The sequence below is a fragment of the Collinsella sp. AF33-16 genome (genome assembly GCF_003475325.1).
Classification (GTDB): Bacteria; Actinomycetota; Coriobacteriia; order Coriobacteriales; family Coriobacteriaceae; genus Collinsella.
The window spans coordinates 34,078-49,567 of sequence record NZ_QRQC01000008.1; the positions used below are offsets into that span (position 1 = coordinate 34,078).

The 15,490-nt window shown below is 62.9% G+C and carries 12 protein-coding genes; 11 read left to right on the plus strand and 1 reads right to left on the minus strand.

All coding sequences use genetic code 11. From position 1 onward, the window contains the following. Nucleotides 1-62: 62 nt before the first annotated feature. The 4 genes from cbiM (at nt 63) to DWZ52_RS04230 (ending at nt 3,706) form a co-directional block, all read left to right on the plus strand. Nucleotides 63-1,148: a cobalt transporter CbiM gene (cbiM, locus tag DWZ52_RS04215; protein ID WP_118384976.1), complete on the plus strand. Its 1,086-nt coding sequence runs from the start codon at nt 63-65 to the stop codon at nt 1,146-1,148. After that, nucleotides 1,126-1,962: an energy-coupling factor transporter transmembrane protein EcfT gene (locus DWZ52_RS04220; RefSeq protein ID WP_118384977.1), complete on the plus strand. Its 837-nt coding sequence runs from the start codon at nt 1,126-1,128 to the stop codon at nt 1,960-1,962. Before cbiM ends, DWZ52_RS04220 begins: the two co-directional genes overlap by 23 nt. 46 nt (nt 1,963-2,008) lie before the next feature. Continuing rightward, nucleotides 2,009-2,779: an energy-coupling factor ABC transporter ATP-binding protein gene (locus DWZ52_RS04225; RefSeq protein WP_233547262.1), complete on the plus strand. Its 771-nt coding sequence runs from the start codon at nt 2,009-2,011 to the stop codon at nt 2,777-2,779. A gap of 78 nt (nt 2,780-2,857) precedes the next feature. Beyond that, the gene (locus DWZ52_RS04230) at nt 2,858-3,706 is read left to right on the plus strand and encodes a hypothetical protein (protein WP_117736236.1); all 849 of its coding nucleotides are present in this window, start codon (nt 2,858-2,860) and stop codon (nt 3,704-3,706) included. Between the two features lie 202 nt (nt 3,707-3,908). Here the strand turns inward: DWZ52_RS04230 and pyk are convergent, their stop codons facing one another. Next, entirely contained in the window at nt 3,909-5,369 is a 1,461-nt protein-coding gene (gene pyk, locus DWZ52_RS04235) for a pyruvate kinase (protein ID WP_117637393.1), read from the minus strand. Between the two features lie 442 nt (nt 5,370-5,811). Here pyk and DWZ52_RS04240 point away from each other — a divergent pair, with 442 nt between their 5' ends. From DWZ52_RS04240 to DWZ52_RS04270, 7 genes are all read left to right on the plus strand, one after another. Further along, nucleotides 5,812-8,493: a cation-translocating P-type ATPase gene (locus DWZ52_RS04240; RefSeq protein ID WP_117634309.1), complete on the plus strand. Its 2,682-nt coding sequence runs from the start codon at nt 5,812-5,814 to the stop codon at nt 8,491-8,493. Between the two features lie 383 nt (nt 8,494-8,876). Beyond that, nucleotides 8,877-10,061: a ribosome small subunit-dependent GTPase A gene (rsgA, locus tag DWZ52_RS04245; RefSeq protein ID WP_233547263.1), complete on the plus strand. Its 1,185-nt coding sequence runs from the start codon at nt 8,877-8,879 to the stop codon at nt 10,059-10,061. Nucleotides 10,062-10,312: 251 nt separating this feature from the next. Continuing rightward, a complete protein-coding gene (cpaB, locus tag DWZ52_RS04250; RefSeq protein ID WP_022094089.1) occupies nt 10,313-10,972 on the plus strand; it encodes a Flp pilus assembly protein CpaB in 660 nt (219 codons plus the stop codon). Further along, complete coding sequence (locus DWZ52_RS04255) at nt 10,972-12,621, plus strand: P-loop NTPase (RefSeq protein WP_118384979.1); 1,650 nt, start codon at nt 10,972-10,974, stop codon at nt 12,619-12,621. The genes cpaB and DWZ52_RS04255 overlap by 1 nt, the downstream gene beginning before the upstream one ends. Next, nucleotides 12,618-13,946 carry a CpaF family protein gene (locus tag DWZ52_RS04260; protein WP_118384980.1) on the plus strand — a complete coding sequence of 443 codons (1,329 nt, stop codon included), beginning with the start codon at nt 12,618-12,620 and terminating at the stop codon, nt 13,944-13,946. Before DWZ52_RS04255 ends, DWZ52_RS04260 begins: the two co-directional genes overlap by 4 nt. Then, nucleotides 13,919-14,845 (plus strand): type II secretion system F family protein, encoded by a 927-nt coding sequence (locus DWZ52_RS04265; protein WP_117786099.1) that lies wholly within the window; start codon nt 13,919-13,921, stop codon nt 14,843-14,845. Before DWZ52_RS04260 ends, DWZ52_RS04265 begins: the two co-directional genes overlap by 28 nt. Continuing rightward, nucleotides 14,842-15,483, plus strand: a complete 642-nt coding sequence (locus tag DWZ52_RS04270) for a type II secretion system F family protein (RefSeq protein WP_055250542.1) — start codon at nt 14,842-14,844, stop codon at nt 15,481-15,483. Before DWZ52_RS04265 ends, DWZ52_RS04270 begins: the two co-directional genes overlap by 4 nt. Nucleotides 15,484-15,490: the final 7 nt, after the last annotated feature.

The following is a 15,490-nucleotide window of genomic DNA, read 5'->3' on the forward strand; positions in this document are numbered from 1 at the left end:
TGCTGAGTCGGTGTTACGGATTGTTGGAAACGTAACACGCAACGTTCTGATTGAGAGGGCTCATGCATATTCCCGATAACTATCTGTCCCCGCAGACCGATGCCGTCATGGCGGTGGCGATGGTGCCCGTTTGGGTCCATTGCATCAAAAAGGTACGCGCCACGCTCGATCGCGAGCATATGGCGTTCCTGGGCATCTGCGCCGCATTTTCCTTCTTGCTCATGATGTTCAACGTGCCGCTCCCCGGTGGCACCACTGGTCACGCCGTTGGTGGCGCGCTCATCGCGCTGCTGCTGGGTCCCGAGGCCGGTGCCATCGCGGTTTCGGTCGCGCTGGCGCTGCAGGCGCTGCTGTTTGGCGACGGCGGCGTTCTGTCCTTTGGCGCAAACTGCTTTAACATGGCCTTTGTGCTGCCGTTTACCGCTGCTATCGTGTTCCGTGCGCTCAACAGCCGTTTGCACGACAAGAGCTGGGGCACCTCGGTTTCGGCCATCGTAAGCGGCTGGGTCGGCCTGTGCCTGGCGGCCATGTGCGCGGCGATCGAGTTCGGTATTCAGCCGATGCTCTTCACCAACGCTTCGGGCGCTCCACTGTACTGCCCCTTCCCGCTGTCCGTTGCCATTCCGGCCATGATGATTCCGCATATGTTGGTTGCCGGCGTGGTCGAGGGCGTGGCGACGGCCGCCATCTACGGTTTCATTAAGAAGACGGCGCCGAGCGTTATCGTCGGGCCCGAGGCCGTCGATGGCCAGTTTGCTGCCGAGGGCGCTGCCGCCAAGAAGACCTCGCTGGTCCCCACGCTCATCCTGGTCGCCGTGCTTGTCGTGGCCACGCCGCTGGGCCTGTTGGCCACAGGTGACGCATGGGGCGAGTGGGACGCCGAGGGCGCCGCGACCGTCGTTCAGGAGACTGGTGACGACAGTCTGCAGGCTTCGGTCGGCCTCGATACCCCGACCTTTGCCGACGCTCTGCCTACGGGCGATTATCTGCAGGCCTATTCCGAGGAGCAGGGCCTTGGCTTTGCCGGCCAGGCCGCGATGTATATTCTTTCGGGCGTGATTGGCGTGGCGGTGCTCACCATCGCATTCCGCCTGGTCTCGCTGACGGTCAAGGAAAGCGGTGCTCATGGCAATAGCCGAGCTGCCTAGTTGGCTTGCGGCCGAGGAGCGATACGAGCCCGCGGGGGCTCGGCATCGTGTGATGCAAAAGAACGTCCTGCACCTGGCGAGCCTGCTTGAGCGGGTTCGCCTGGGTGGAGGCGCGAACAAGGGCGGGTCGATGGTCGACCGCGCCCTTTCTTGCGTTTCGGCTCCGGTGCGCCTGTTAGGGATGTTCGTTTGCGTCCTGTGCGTGTGTCTGACGCAAAGCCCGCTGTACCTGATGTTGATGGCGGCGATCGCGTTGGTGCTGGTCGCGGTGCGCCCCGTACGCGGGCTGCGCGCTACCTTTGTGCCGGCGTTGGCTGCCGCGGGGTTTGCCGTGGTTCTGGCGCTGCCTGCCCTGCTGCTGGGTGCTTCTGCCTCGGGCGCCATGCTCAAGATTGCACTCAAGACGTTCATTAACGTGTCGCTGGTGCTGGGTGTTTCGTGGACGCTCACCTGGAGCCGCATGTCGGCGGCGCTTAAGATGCTGCACCTGCCCGACGAGGTCATCTTTACTTTCGATATGGCGCTCAAGCATATCGAGGTGCTGGGACGCACAGCACACGATCTGTGCGAATCGGTCATGCTGCGCAGCGTCGGTTCCGCGCCTGCGGGTTTTTCGCGCACCGACTCGCTGGCGGGTATCATGGGCATGACGTTTATCAAGGCGATGGAGTGCAGCCGCGCGATGGACGAGGCTATGCTTTGCCGCGGCTTTGCCGGCGTGTACCCGGCGCCTGCACGCGCCGGGTTTGGCTGGCGCGATGCGGTCTATGCGGCCGGCGTGGTTCTGCTCGCCGTGTTGTGCGCGGTGCTGTAGGCGCTGCTGGTTCCGGCTGGGGATGCAACTAGGGAAGGGCGACGTTTTGACGATCGATATGAATAGTGCGGCGGGCACGAACGGTGCGGGCGGCGCCGAGGCCACGCCGCTCATCGAGCTGCGCGACGTGGTGTTCTCCTATGCGGGCCATACGGTTGTCGATGGTGTGTCGCTGCAGGTCGATCGTGGTGAACTCGTTGCCCTGCTCGGTCCCAACGGCTGCGGTAAGACGACGATTATGCGCCTTATCAACGGTCTTGAACTAGCGGACGCGGGTGCGTACCTGTTTGACGGGCACGTGATCGATGCGGCATATCTCAAGGATTCCGCAGCCGCTCAGCGTTTTCATCAGCGCGTGGGCTTTGTGTTCCAGAATGCCGACGCCCAGCTGTTCTGCGCTACGGTGGGCGAGGAAGTTGCTTTTGGCCCCGCGCAGATGGGGCTGCCGACAGACGAGCTCGAGCGCCGCGTCCGCGATGCCATGGAGCTGTTCCAGGTTGCCGATCTGGTCGATGCCTCGCCCTATCAGCTTTCGGGCGGGCAAAAGAAGCGCGTTGCGCTGGCTGCGGTGGTGTCGATGAACCCCGATATCCTAGTGCTCGATGAGCCCACCAACGGGCTCGATGAGGACTCGTGCGACATCGTAGTCAACTTTTTGCTGGCCTACGTTGCTGCCGGTAAGACGGTTTTGATGAGTACGCACCATCAAGATTTGGTGCGCCGCCTGGAGGCCCGTGCCATCTATATCGATCGATATCACCATGTGGTCGAGGCGCCCGTGCCGTCGTATGGAACCGAAAGCGGTGCTGCGGAATAGTTGCTGCGTAGGGTATGTATGGCCGCCTGTGCGACTCTGCCGTGATGGTATAGTTAACCAGGTTTTATGGGGGTGGCTATGCCAAGTTGGAACATTCATATCGCTCAAACGGAGCGCTTGCTGGCACGTGCTAGCGTGCTTGCCGATAGCGTGCGCGACCGCAATGCCTTTTTGTTTGGCTGCGTGGTTCCGGATATCTTCGTGGGCTATATGGTCCCTGGCATCGCCGATCCCATTCCGTATCGCATTACGCACTTTGCAAAGCCCGAGCCTATCCCTAAGCCGCGCGAGCACGAGTTCTGGGATACCTATGTGGCGCCGCTGCTTAAAGGCGCACCCGCGGGCGAACCTGCTGAGGCTACCTCGATTGTCGAGGAGCGCGAGCGACTGAACCGCGTGCACTATCCTCAGCGCTACAGGGATGCCGAGCCGGTTGTCGGTCCCGGCGCCTGTGAGTTCTCGCTTGCGTCCGAAGATGTGGCGCAGTCGCTGCTCGATTTAACGCTGGGCGTCTGGTCGCATCTGGTGGCCGACACGGTATGGAACACGCGTGTGAACCAGTATCTGGAAGCACACGGCGGCAAGCCGTGCGAGGAATTCCGCATTAAAAAGCAGGGCGATTTTGACTGGTTTGGCAAGACGCTGGGCATCGTTTCCATTCCGCGTGCGACCGATCGCCTCTATACCGCTGCGACGCGTTTTGGGCAGTATCCCATCCATAAAGAATATGTGCTCAAGACTATCGGCGTCATGCACGAGATTGTACGCGAAAACCCCGGCGAGCCCGATCATCCGCCGTATCGCCTGCTAACCGAGGAGTTTTTCGATGCAACGTTTACCGAGGTCATCGAGCTGACCGAGGCGGGATTTGCGGCTCGCGTTGCTGCTTCTGACGTTCCCGCAGTCCCCCTGATCGCTAGCTGTTAGCCGGCCGGCTTAACGGTGAACAGTTCATTCCAATTGACCAACGGCTCCCGTCGCAGGGCGTCTTCGGTGGTGCGCTCGGCATCGGAGAGGCTTGCGACTGAACACAAATCGATGATGCGGCATACGAAGAAGGTCTAAAAAGGGCCCGGAAGGCAAAGCCTTCCGGGCCCTTTTGCAATGCAAGCGTGCTTGCAAGTGCGATTTAGCGCACCTGAGCGACGTAAGCGACGTTGGTCGAGGAGACCTTGTCCTCGAGCTGAACACTCATGCGGGGATCGCCGGCGGTAGCGACGGTCAGATCGCCGGCCTCGACGTAGCCGAGCTCCTTAGCGGTCTCGATCGCCTTGACGATCGTGCCGTTGACGGTGCCCTGGGTAATCTCGGCCTGGTGCGGGATAACGCCCCAGTACATGATCATCTGCTGGACGGCCCACTCGTGGCGGGAGAACGCGCAGATCGGCATGTTGGGACGGAAGTGCGAGATCAGGCGTGCGGTACGACCGGTGGTCGTCGGCACGGTGATGCACTTGGCGCCAACGGTGGTGGCCATGTTCACAGCGGACATACCCACAACGTTGTTGACGACGCGGGTGCCGTGAGCGTCGGCCGGAACCTCGAGCGGAGCGTGGGCCGGGAGGTACTTCTCGGTCTCGAGAGCAATGCTGGCCTGCATCTTAACGGCCTCGACCGGGTACTTACCGGCAGCGGACTCGCCAGAGAGCATAACGGCGTCGGTGCCGTCGTAGATGGCGTTAGCAACGTCGGCAACCTCGGCGCGCGTCGGGCGCGGGTTCTGCTGCATGGAGTCGAGCATCTGCGTAGCGGTGATAACGGGCTTGTAGGCCGCGTTGCACTTGGCGATGATCTCCTTCTGGATGTGCGGAACGAGCTCGGGCTTGATCTCGATACCCAGGTCGCCACGGGCGACCATGATGCCGTCGGAAGCCTCGAGGATCTCGTCGAAGTTCTCGACGCCCAGGGCGCACTCGATCTTCGGGAAGATCGTCACGTGCTCGCCACCGTTCTCGCGGCAAAGCTTGCGGATGCCGCGGACGGACTCGCCGTCACGGATGAAGGAAGCGGCGATGTAGTCGATGTTCTCGGTCAGGCCAAAGAGGATGTCCTGACGATCGCGCTCGGTGATGGCGGGCAGCGAGATGTTGACGTTGGGCATGTTGACGCCCTTGCGCTCGCCGATCAGGCCGTCGTTCTTAACGACGCAGGTCATGTCCTGGCCACTGACGGACTCGACCTCGAGGGCAACCAGGCCGTCATCGATCAGGATGAGGGAGCCCTTCTCGACCTCGGAGGGCAGAGCCAGGTAGTCGAGGGAGATGTGCTCAGCGGTGCCGTGGAAATCCTCGGACGTGGGCTGAGCGGTGACGACGATCTTATCGCCGGTCTTGACGGCAACCTTCTTGCCGTCGACCAGAAGGCCGGTGCGGACCTCGGGGCCCTTGGTGTCGAGCAGGATGCCGACAGGCAGACCGAGCTCCTTGGAAATACGGCGGACGCGCTCGATGCGACCGTGGTGCTCGTCGTAGGAGCCGTGCGAGAAGTTAAAACGGGCGACGTTCATGCCCGCCTTGATCATCTCGCGGATGGTCTCGTCGCTATCGCAGGCGGGACCCATGGTGCATACAATCTTAGTGCGCTTGTACATTCAGACCTCCATCTGACATCGTCTTGCGCTGATAGATAAACCATAAGAAATAAAACCGAGATGATTATAACGAAATGCCGACCGAATACCCCAAAAAATCGACCGTATGCCGAAATGGAAGTTCATTTTTTGCGGGAAAAACGGTATATGGAAAATCTTTACCAACCACTCCAACCGCTGCTATCTGGGCGATATGTCAGTTTGGCGATGTGCCGAAGAAAAAACGTTTTACCAATGTTGAGCATCACACGGTCTGCACCGTTGCGTGCGGACCATATTTCCAAACCGATTGTTTTGGCTAGACGCGTCGCTTTGGGGTACCATAGCTCCACTATCAACTGCCGCTCAGCACGGCAGCCTTGATGAGCCCTTGCCCTTCTCCTGGGAATTATGATCGGGCATCAATCTGCTGAGTGGCCCGAATCCCAGGAGGGGACTCTATATGCAAAAGGAATACCTGTCCGCCGCGGCGGAGGTGCTCAGCGACCAAGGTGTCGATGAGAACCTCGGCCTGAGCAACGACGAGGCGTCTTCGCGCCTTGCCAAGACAGGCCCTAACAAGCTCGAGGAAGCCGAGAAGACGCCGCTGTGGAAGCGTTTCTTTGAGCAGATGGCCGACCCCATGGTCATCATGCTGATCGTTGCCGCCGTCATCAGTGCGCTCACGGGCATGGTCAAGGGCGAGCCCGACTTTGCCGATGTTGCCATCATCATGTTCGTCGTTATCGTCAACTCGGTGCTGGGCGTGGTCCAGGAAGCCAAGAGCGAGGAGGCCCTCGAGGCCCTGCAGGAGATGAGTGCGGCGCAGTCCAAGGTGCTGCGCGACGGCAAGCTCGTGCACCTGCCGAGCGCCGAGCTCGTGCCCGGCGATGTGATCATGCTCGAGGCGGGCGACTCCGTCCCGGCCGACTGCCGCGTGCTCGAGAGCGCCACGATGAAGATCGAAGAGGCCGCGCTCACCGGCGAGTCCGTGCCCGTAGAGAAGCACGCCAACGTGATCGAGCTTGCCGCGGGCACCGATGACGTGCCGCTCGGCGACCGCAAGAACATGTGCTACATGGGTTCCACCGTGGTATACGGCCGTGGCCGCGCCGTCGTGGTCGGCACCGGCATGAACACCGAGATGGGTAAGATCGCCGGCGCCCTGGCCGAGGCCAAGGAGGAGCTCACGCCGTTGCAGGTGAAGCTCGCCGAGCTCAGCCGCATCCTTACCATTATGGTGATCGTCATCTGCGTCGTGATCTTTGGCGTTGACATCCTCCGCCACGGCGTGGGCAATGTCCTCACCGACCCGACTGCCCTGCTCGACACCTTTATGGTCGCCGTCTCGCTTGCCGTCGCCGCCATTCCCGAGGGCCTGGTCGCCGTCGTGACCATCGTCCTTTCGCTCGGCGTGACCAAGATGGCCAAGCGCCAGGCGATTATCCGCAAGCTCTCTGCCGTCGAGACCCTTGGCTGCACGCAGACCATCTGCTCCGACAAGACCGGTACCCTTACCCAGAACAAGATGACCGTCGTCAAGCACGAGCTCGCTGCGCCCAAGGAGAAGTTCCTGGCCGGCATGGCGCTGTGCTCCGATGCTCAGTGGGACGAGGAGCTGGGCGAGGCCGTGGGCGAGCCGACTGAGTGCGCGCTCGTCAACGACGCCGGCAAGGCGGGCCTCACTGGCCTGACTGCCGAGCATCCGCGCGTGGGCGAGGCCCCGTTTGACTCGGGCCGCAAGATGATGTCCGTGGTCGTCGAGACCCTGGATGGCGAGTACGAGCAGTACACCAAGGGTGCGCCCGACGTGGTGATCGGCCTGTGCACCCATATCTACGAGGGCGATAAGGTCGTCCCCCTGACCGAGGAGCGCCGCGCCGAGCTCGTGGCGGCCAACAAGGCCATGGCCGACGAGGCCCTGCGCGTACTGGCGCTGGCAAGCCGCACCTACACCGAGGTTCCCGACGACTGCAGCCCCGCTGCGCTCGAGCATGACCTGGTCTTCTGTGGCCTGTCCGGCATGATCGACCCGGTCCGTCCCGAGGTGGCCGACGCTATCCACGAGGCGCACGACGCCGGTATCCGCACCGTCATGATCACGGGCGACCACATCGACACCGCCGTGGCCATCGCCAAGCAGCTGGGCATCGTCGCCGATCGCAGCCAGGCCATCACCGGTGCCGACCTCGATCGCATGAGCGACGAGGAACTCGACGCGCACATCGAGGACTACGGCGTGTACGCCCGCGTCCAGCCCGAGCACAAGACACGCATCGTCGAGGCCTGGAAGTCGCGCGACCAGATCGTGGCCATGACGGGCGACGGCGTCAACGACGCCCCGTCCATCAAGCGCGCCGACATTGGCGTTGGTATGGGCATCACCGGTACCGACGTCACCAAGAACGTCGCCGACATGGTACTTGCCGATGACAACTTCGCTACCATCATCGGCGCCTGCGAAGAGGGTCGTCGCATCTACGACAACATCCGCAAGGTCATCCAGTTCCTGCTTTCGGCCAACCTTGCCGAGGTGTTCTCGGTGTTTATCGCCACGCTCATCGGCTTTACCATCTTCCAGCCGGTGCAGCTGCTGTGGGTGAACCTGGTCACCGACTGCTTCCCCGCGCTCGCGCTGGGCATGGAGGATGCCGAGGGCGACATCATGAAGCGCAAGCCGCGCAACGCCAAGGACGGTGTCTTTGCCGGACATATGGGTCTGGACTGCGTGGTCCAGGGCCTAATCATCACCGCGCTGGTGCTGGCGAGCTTCTTTGTGGGCGTGTACTTTGACATGGGCTACATCCACATCGCCGATATGATCGCCGGCAATGCCGACGAGGAAGGCGTGATGATGGCGTTCATCACGCTCAACATGGTCGAGATTTTCCACTGCTTCAATATGCGCAGCCGTCGTGCGTCGCTGTTCACCATGAAGAAGCAGAACAAGTGGCTGTGGGCTTCCGCCGCGCTGGCACTGGTGCTGACGGTGATCGTGACCGTGCAGCCGACGCTTGCCGAGATGTTCTTTGGCCCCGTGACGCTTGAGCTCAAGGGCGTTGTCGCTGCCCTGGGCCTGGCCTTCCTGATCATCCCGCTGATGGAGATCTACAAGGCGATCATGCGCGCGGTCGAGAAGGAGTAAGTTAACCTGTCCGGGCCCGCCCCTGCGTGTTTTCTTCTTCGCTGGTCCTCGCGCTTCGCGCTGCGGGATCGCTCAGAAGAAAACACTCCCAGGGTGGGCCCTACGGTATCCTTACTGGCTTTTCTCCCGCGCGGATGAAAAAGGGCTGAGGGAAAGAAGGTGAGCGGCCGAGCAATTGCTCGGCCGCTCGTTTTGAATAAAGGATGTGCCCTTTGGAAACCCCTCTCGGCGGGCGGGCCCTGCGGTGACGTTGCTGACTTTTCTCCCGTGTGGATGATAAAGGCTGAGGGAAAGTGTGTGAGTCGGTCGAGCATTTGCTCGACCGACTCTTTTTTGTGGGAAAATACCTGCTCAGTTGTGATTTTTGGTGCTGGGAGGCGTTTGTGGCTAAGGCTAAGGCTAAGGCGAAGAAAAAGACGACGGGGGCGCGGGCTAAGCGTGATCGTCGTCGGAAGCTCGCGACCGAACCCCCTGCATCTGCTGAGGAGTTGCTGGCGAGTGTACCGGGGCTTGACGCGCTGCAGGACGTTCCGGCGTTTGATGACCTGCCGATCGATGAAGCTCAGCAGACTGCCTTTGATGATTTCTGCGCACATGCCGAGGAGCCCGAGCAGATGCAGCTTGGCGCCGTGGTGCGCTTGGATCGCGGGTTTCCACTGGTGGCGACCGCTGACGATACCTTTCGCGCCGAGCATGCCGTGGGGTTTGCCAAGTCGCGCGGCGAGGACGAGGTCCTTCTGCCTGCCGTGGGCGACCGTGTGGCGGTGCGCCGCGCTCCCGGGCACGATATGGGTGTGATTGAGTGCGTGCTGCCGCGCCGTACGAGCTTTGAGCGTTGGCGCGGCCGAGCCCGCGGAGAGCGCCAGGTGCTCTGCTCCAACGTGGATAGCGTGCTAATCGTGCAGGCGCTCGGTGCCGGCGAGGTTCTGCTCGACCGCGTGGCGCGTTCGCTGGTATTGGCGCTCGACTGCGATGCCGAGCCGGTGGTGGTACTCACCAAAGCTGACCGCTGCGATGCCGAGGAGCTCGAGCGCGATCTGGACCGCGTGCGCCGCCTGGTGGGTCCGGACGTGCGCGTGATCGTGACGTCCTCTGCCGAGGGCCGCGGCCTGGACGAGGTCCGTGCCTGCGTGCCTGCCGGGAGCTGCGCCATGATTCTGGGCGAGTCGGGTGCCGGCAAGTCGACGCTGCTCAATGCGCTGCTGGGCCACGATACGTTGGCGACCGGCGGTGTGCGCGAACGCGACGACCAGGGCCGTCACACTACCGTCGCGCGCGTGATGGTGACGCTGCCGGGCGACGCCGGCGTGATCGCCGATGCCCCGGGCCTGCGCAGCCTACCGCTCGTGGGTCACGAGCGGGGTCTGGCGCGCGCCTTTCCCGAGATTGTCGAGGCATCGCGTGCGTGCCGGTTTGGCGATTGCACGCATGTCCATGAGCCGGGTTGCGCCGTTCGCGAGGCCGAGGACGCCGGGCAGATCGACAGCCTGCGTCTGGAAACGTTCCAAAACCTGGCGTCATCCATGCGCGTGAGCGCTCAAATGCTCGATCCCGATGTCCATCTGTAATTGATTTTTCCTATGACAGCCGTCTCCCAACTGTTCGGGAGACGGCTTTTTGCTGCGGAAAAGCCTCGAAACATGCAGTTTGCTGACGTGCTGACCAAAACCTTGCCACGAGCTTGACGGGCTGGTCAGCTTTTGGTCAGCGATTGGTTTGACATCGAAAACCAAGATTGCGATTGCGCCGCTTTGCACTCTGACCGCCCAGACAATGGTGGTACGGGCATTCGCCCGGCACTGCCATGAGAGGAGCGGCCGTGAACAAGAGCAAGCGCATCGCCATCAGTCTGGTCGCGGGCGTGCTCGCTGCTCTGCTCTGCATGGTTTACGGCTCATCGATCCGCTCGCAAGCCGAACAGGTCCAGGCTGAGACCTTGGCCAAGTACGGTGGCGATCGCGTCGAGGTATGCGTCGCGGCGCGCGATATCGATGTGGGCGAGACCCTCGATGAGACCAATGTCATAACCCAGGAATGGCTGACGAGCCTGCTGCCGCGTGACGCGGCGACCGAGCTGCGCCAGGTGCGCGGCGACGTGACGACTTCGCGTATTCCCAAAAACGCCGTGATCTGCAATGTCTACACCAAGGCCGAGAGCCACAAGCTCGAGGTGCCTAAGGGCAAGGTCGCCGTTTCGGTGGCGGTCGATGCCGAGCACTCGGTCGGCGGCGCCACGGGCGTGGGCAGCTACGTGGATGTGTATGTGCAAAAAGACGGCGTAACCGATCGGCTGTGCGGCGCGTACGTGATCGATACCAGTGAGGATTCCGGTGCCACGCGCGAGGGCAAGATCGAATGGGTGACGCTGGCGGCTGACCCCGAAGACGTCAAGGAACTGCTGGGCGCCTCGGGCAAGGGAACGGTCAGCTTGACGATTCCCGCCACGGCGCGCGGCAAAAAGAGCGGAGGCGACGAGTGATGAAGGCGATCTGGCTTGCGTGCTGCGCGTGCGGCGATTACGGGCTGTTGCAGCGGGAAGTCGAGGGCCGTGACGCGGGTGCACAGGTGCTTCGCGTGGGTGACCTGGACGGGCTGGTTTCCATGGCGCGGGCGTTTCCGTCGCGCCGCGGGGCTGCCATCATCGCGGCGTCTCTGTTTGATACCGAAGATGTGCGCAAGACTGTTGCGCGCCTGACGGCCGAAGGCCGCGTGAGTCGCGTGGTCGTGTTGATAGAAGCGCTCGATCCGTCGGATATCGAGGGGCTGTTTCGCGCGGGGGCGACCGAGGTCATCGCTGCGCACAGTATATGCGGCAACGGGCGCGCGGGCGAGGGAGCGGTTGATTCCGATCGGCGCATGACGATTGAGCCCGATGCTTTTGTTGATAGGGAACCCGGGGCGCCTCGCGCTACAAGAGGCCCGCGTGTTGATGATTATGGAAAAGCGGAAGCCGAGCATGGTCGGCGCCCCCGGAACCCCCTTGTATACGATGACGCTGGAGGGCCGGTGCAGCATGCTGGCGACTCCCCGGCAGTAGATATGGGATACGTGCACGGCGTGAATCTGGCGGATGAACTCGACGAAGTTGAGGGCCTTGCCGGGTGCGGCGAGTTGTCGCTGATGCAGCATGAGCAGATTGCGCAGAACGAGCCTGCCTCGCAGACCGAACAAGCTGCCATGCCGGCTTGGACGCAGCGTGTGGTTGCGGCGGGGGAGACGGGGACGCTGTCACCGACGCCCGCCCCGCCGCCTCCGATGCCGCCGGCAGACGCTGCCGCTTCGCCGCATCGAGCTCCGGTCATCTGCGCCATTTCGGGTTCGGGCGGTTGCGGCAAGTCGACGATCGTTGCCACCATGGCACACACATCGTCGCTGTTGGGCTTGCGTGCCGCCGTGCTCGACCTGGACCTGATGTTTGGAAACCTTTACGACTTGTTAGGCGTCGATGCTCCGCGCGATATGGCGGCACTTATCGAGCCGTCGGCGGCGGGCACGCTCACCGAGCCGGATATCGTAGCCACATCGATGCGCGTGGCGCCGGGCGTTACGCTCTGGGGTCCCGTCGCGGCGCCCGAGCAAGCCGAGCTCATGGCACGTCCGGTGGAGCTACTGCTTGATGTTCTGCGTCGCGAATCCGACGTGGTCTTTATCGATACCTCGGTCTTTTGGGGCGACGCCGTGGCGGCTGCGGTGGCGGCGAGCGACCGTTGCCTGGTCGTTGGCGATGCGGCGGTGTCGTCCGCGGCATCGGCATCGCGCGTCATTGAACTGGCAGGTCGAGTAGGTGTGCCGCGCACGCGCATGAGCGCCGTGTTCAACCGGTTCGGTGCGCGCGGGGCAGACGAGGACGTCGCCATGCGCTTTGAGATTGCCTGTGCGTTAAGCTCCAAGATTCGTATCGCCGATGGCGGGCAGGATCTCGCCGCGCTCATGGCGTTTGGGCGCGCTGACGAGGCAGTGGGGCAGACCAGCGCTTTTGCGACTAGCGTGCGCGAGGCCACGCGCGAGATGCTCGTGGAACTGGGGTGCGCCGTCGGCCCTTGGAGCGATATGGTCGCCGACCGTGCAACGCGCACCGAACGCCCGCGTATCCGCCTTCCCTGGTCGCGCGAGGGTGATCAGCGATGAGCCTGCAAACGAGGATTAAGGCTGCCGGCGCTGCGGCGGCGGCAGCGCCTGTAGATGCGGGGCGTCGCCGCGCCGTGAAACGACGCACCAAGCGCGCCGTGATGGACCGCATGGGTTACGACGAAGTGGCGCGTATCAGCGCCTATATCGACCCGGCACTTGCCCGCTCGGAATTGCGTCCCGCGGTGGAGGCGGCGCTCAATGTTGAGGAGCCGACCGATCTCGCGACGCCCGAGCGCGAGACCATCATCGACGAGATTTTGGATGACGTGGTGGGCTTGGGGCCGTTGCAGCCGCTCATCGAGGACGACACCGTTACCGAGATCATGATCAACGGCTGCCGCTCGGCTTTCTTTGAATGCGGCGGCGTCTTGTACCCCATCGAGCATGCGTTTGAGGATGATGAGCAGATCCGTGTGCTTATCGACCGCATTATCTCGCCACTTGGCCGCCGTATCGACGAGCGCAGCCCCATCGTCAACGCCCGCCTCAAAACGGGCTATCGCGTCAACGCGGTGATTCCGCCTGTGGCGATTGACGGACCGATTCTCACCATCCGAAAGTTCTCGGACCGTATCTGCTCGTTGGACGAGCTCGTGGGGTTGGGATCGCTGCCGCTTTGGTATGCGCAGCTGCTGTCGTGTGCGGTGTCGCTGCGACCGGACCTGGCGGTTGCGGGAGGCACGGGATCTGGTAAGACCACCCTGCTCAACGCGTTGTCATGTGAGATTTCCACCGGCGAGCGCATCGTGACGATCGAGGACTCTGCCGAGCTCAAGTTTGCGCATCATCCGCACGTGGTGCGCCTAGAGGCGCGCGAGGCTTCAATTGAGGGCGAGGGCGCGGTGACGATCCGCGACCTGGTAACTAATGCCCTACGCATGCGCCCCGACCGCATCGTGGTGGGCGAGGTGCGCGGTGCCGAGTGCTGCGACATGTTGCAGGCCATGAACACGGGCCACGACGGGTCGCTCACCACACTTCATGCGGGTTCAGAACAGGAGACCGTGGTGCGTCTGACGTTGCTTGCGCGTTATGGCATCGATCTGCCGAGCGAGCTCATCGAGGAGCAGATTGCCATGGCGCTCGACGGCATCGTGATGTCCGAGCGCCATGCCGATGGCAGGCGTTTCGTCTCCTCGTATTCGGGGGTGCGACGCGCCGCATCGGGTGGCGTAGAGCTCGAGCGCTATGTGACGTTCGATGCCGCCGAGCGCACCTGGACGCTTGACCGCGAGCCGCCGTTTATCGCAGAAGGCCTGCGGTCGGGGACGCTCGCACAAGAGGAGGTGGACGAATGGAGATCACTGTGCCCCTCGTCGTAGGGGGCTTGGCAGGGCTTTCTGTCGCGACGGCGTGCGGGGCGGAACCTCGTGTGCCGCAGGTACCGCCGGCGGAGCTGGCACGTCAGGCGCTCGAGACGGTGGCAGAGAAGCTGCCGCGTGAGCTGGTGGAAAACGATCTGCTGAAAAAGATCGCCCGTTCGTGGGCATCGCTGGCTCCGGCGCATCGCCTTGGCCTCGTGATCGAAGATGCTTCGGGACGTTTGGCGTTTCTGCTGCTGTCGAGCGGTGTCTGCTGCGTTTTACTAACGATGGTGTCGTTATCGCCCCTCGGATTTGCCTTGGGACTTGTTGCTCCGTTTACCGTTGGTGCCGCTCGGGATGGCTTTGAGAGCCGGCGCGAGCAACACGATGCAGAAGAGGCAATGCCCGAGGCGTTTACCGCACTTTCCATGTCGCTTGCCTCGGGACATTCGCTGGCCCAGGGCATGCGCTTTGTGGGCGCTCATGCGCAAGAGCCAGTGCATACCGAGTTTTTGCGGGTGGCGGCGGCGATCGATTGCGGCATCTCGGCGACCGACGCGCTCGATGACTTGCTCGTGCGTATCGACGCCCCCGGTCTTTCGCTTGTGACCTTGGCGCTTAAGGTGTCTCAGCGCACCGGCGCTCCGCTTGCCGACTTACTGTCCGAGGCGTCGAGCATGGTGGGGGAGCGCATTGAGCTCAAGCGCCGCCTGGATGTTAAGACGTCGCAGGCTCGCATGTCTGCGCATATGGTCGCGGCGATGCCGGCGGGCATGTGCGCGGTGTTGGCGCTGCTTTCGGCAGATTTTCGTCGCGGTCTTGCGACGCCTGCCGGCGCGGGCGCTGTGGTGCTGGGTCTTGCCCTCAACGCCGTTGCCCTGGTGGTTATCCGGCGCATTATGCGGGTGGAGCTATGAGCGCCCCGGTTGCAGTTGCGGCTTGCCTGTGCGCCCTGAGTGTATTTGTCGCGACGGGTTTGGATCGGGCGGATGCACGCAAGATCGCAGGGGCCTGCAAGCGCGAGGCGGTGCTGGTCGCTGCCGCGGGTCGCTCGGTGGTCGATGCTCTGACCGCGCGAGTGAAGGGCGCGGTTGGAGCGGGCGGCCCGGCGCGAGTGTCGCTCGGCGAAGTGTCCGAGATGATCGATGTTGTGCGCTTGGGTCTTTCGGCCGGTCTTTCGTTTGATGCGGCGCTTGAGATTTTCTGCGCCAACCGCCGGTCAGTGCTGGCTCTTCGCCTTGAGCGCGCCTGCATGGCGTGGCAGGTGGGCGTGGGCACGCGTGAGGACGAGTTGTTGGCCGCCGCGCGCGACCTGGACGTGCGAGCGCTCGAGACCTTTGCCATCACGGTGGGGCAGGCGCTCGCCCTGGGTGCCCCACTTGCCGAGACGCTGGCCGCTCAAAGTCGCGAGATCCGTGCGGCTCATCGCGCCGCGGTCGAGCGCGAGATCGAGCGTGCGCCCGTCAAGCTGTTGATTCCCACCGGCACGCTCATCTTGCCGGCGTTGCTTCTGTCCATATTGGGCCCGCTGCTGGGAGCAGGCGGGATGATGTAGGGAGGAA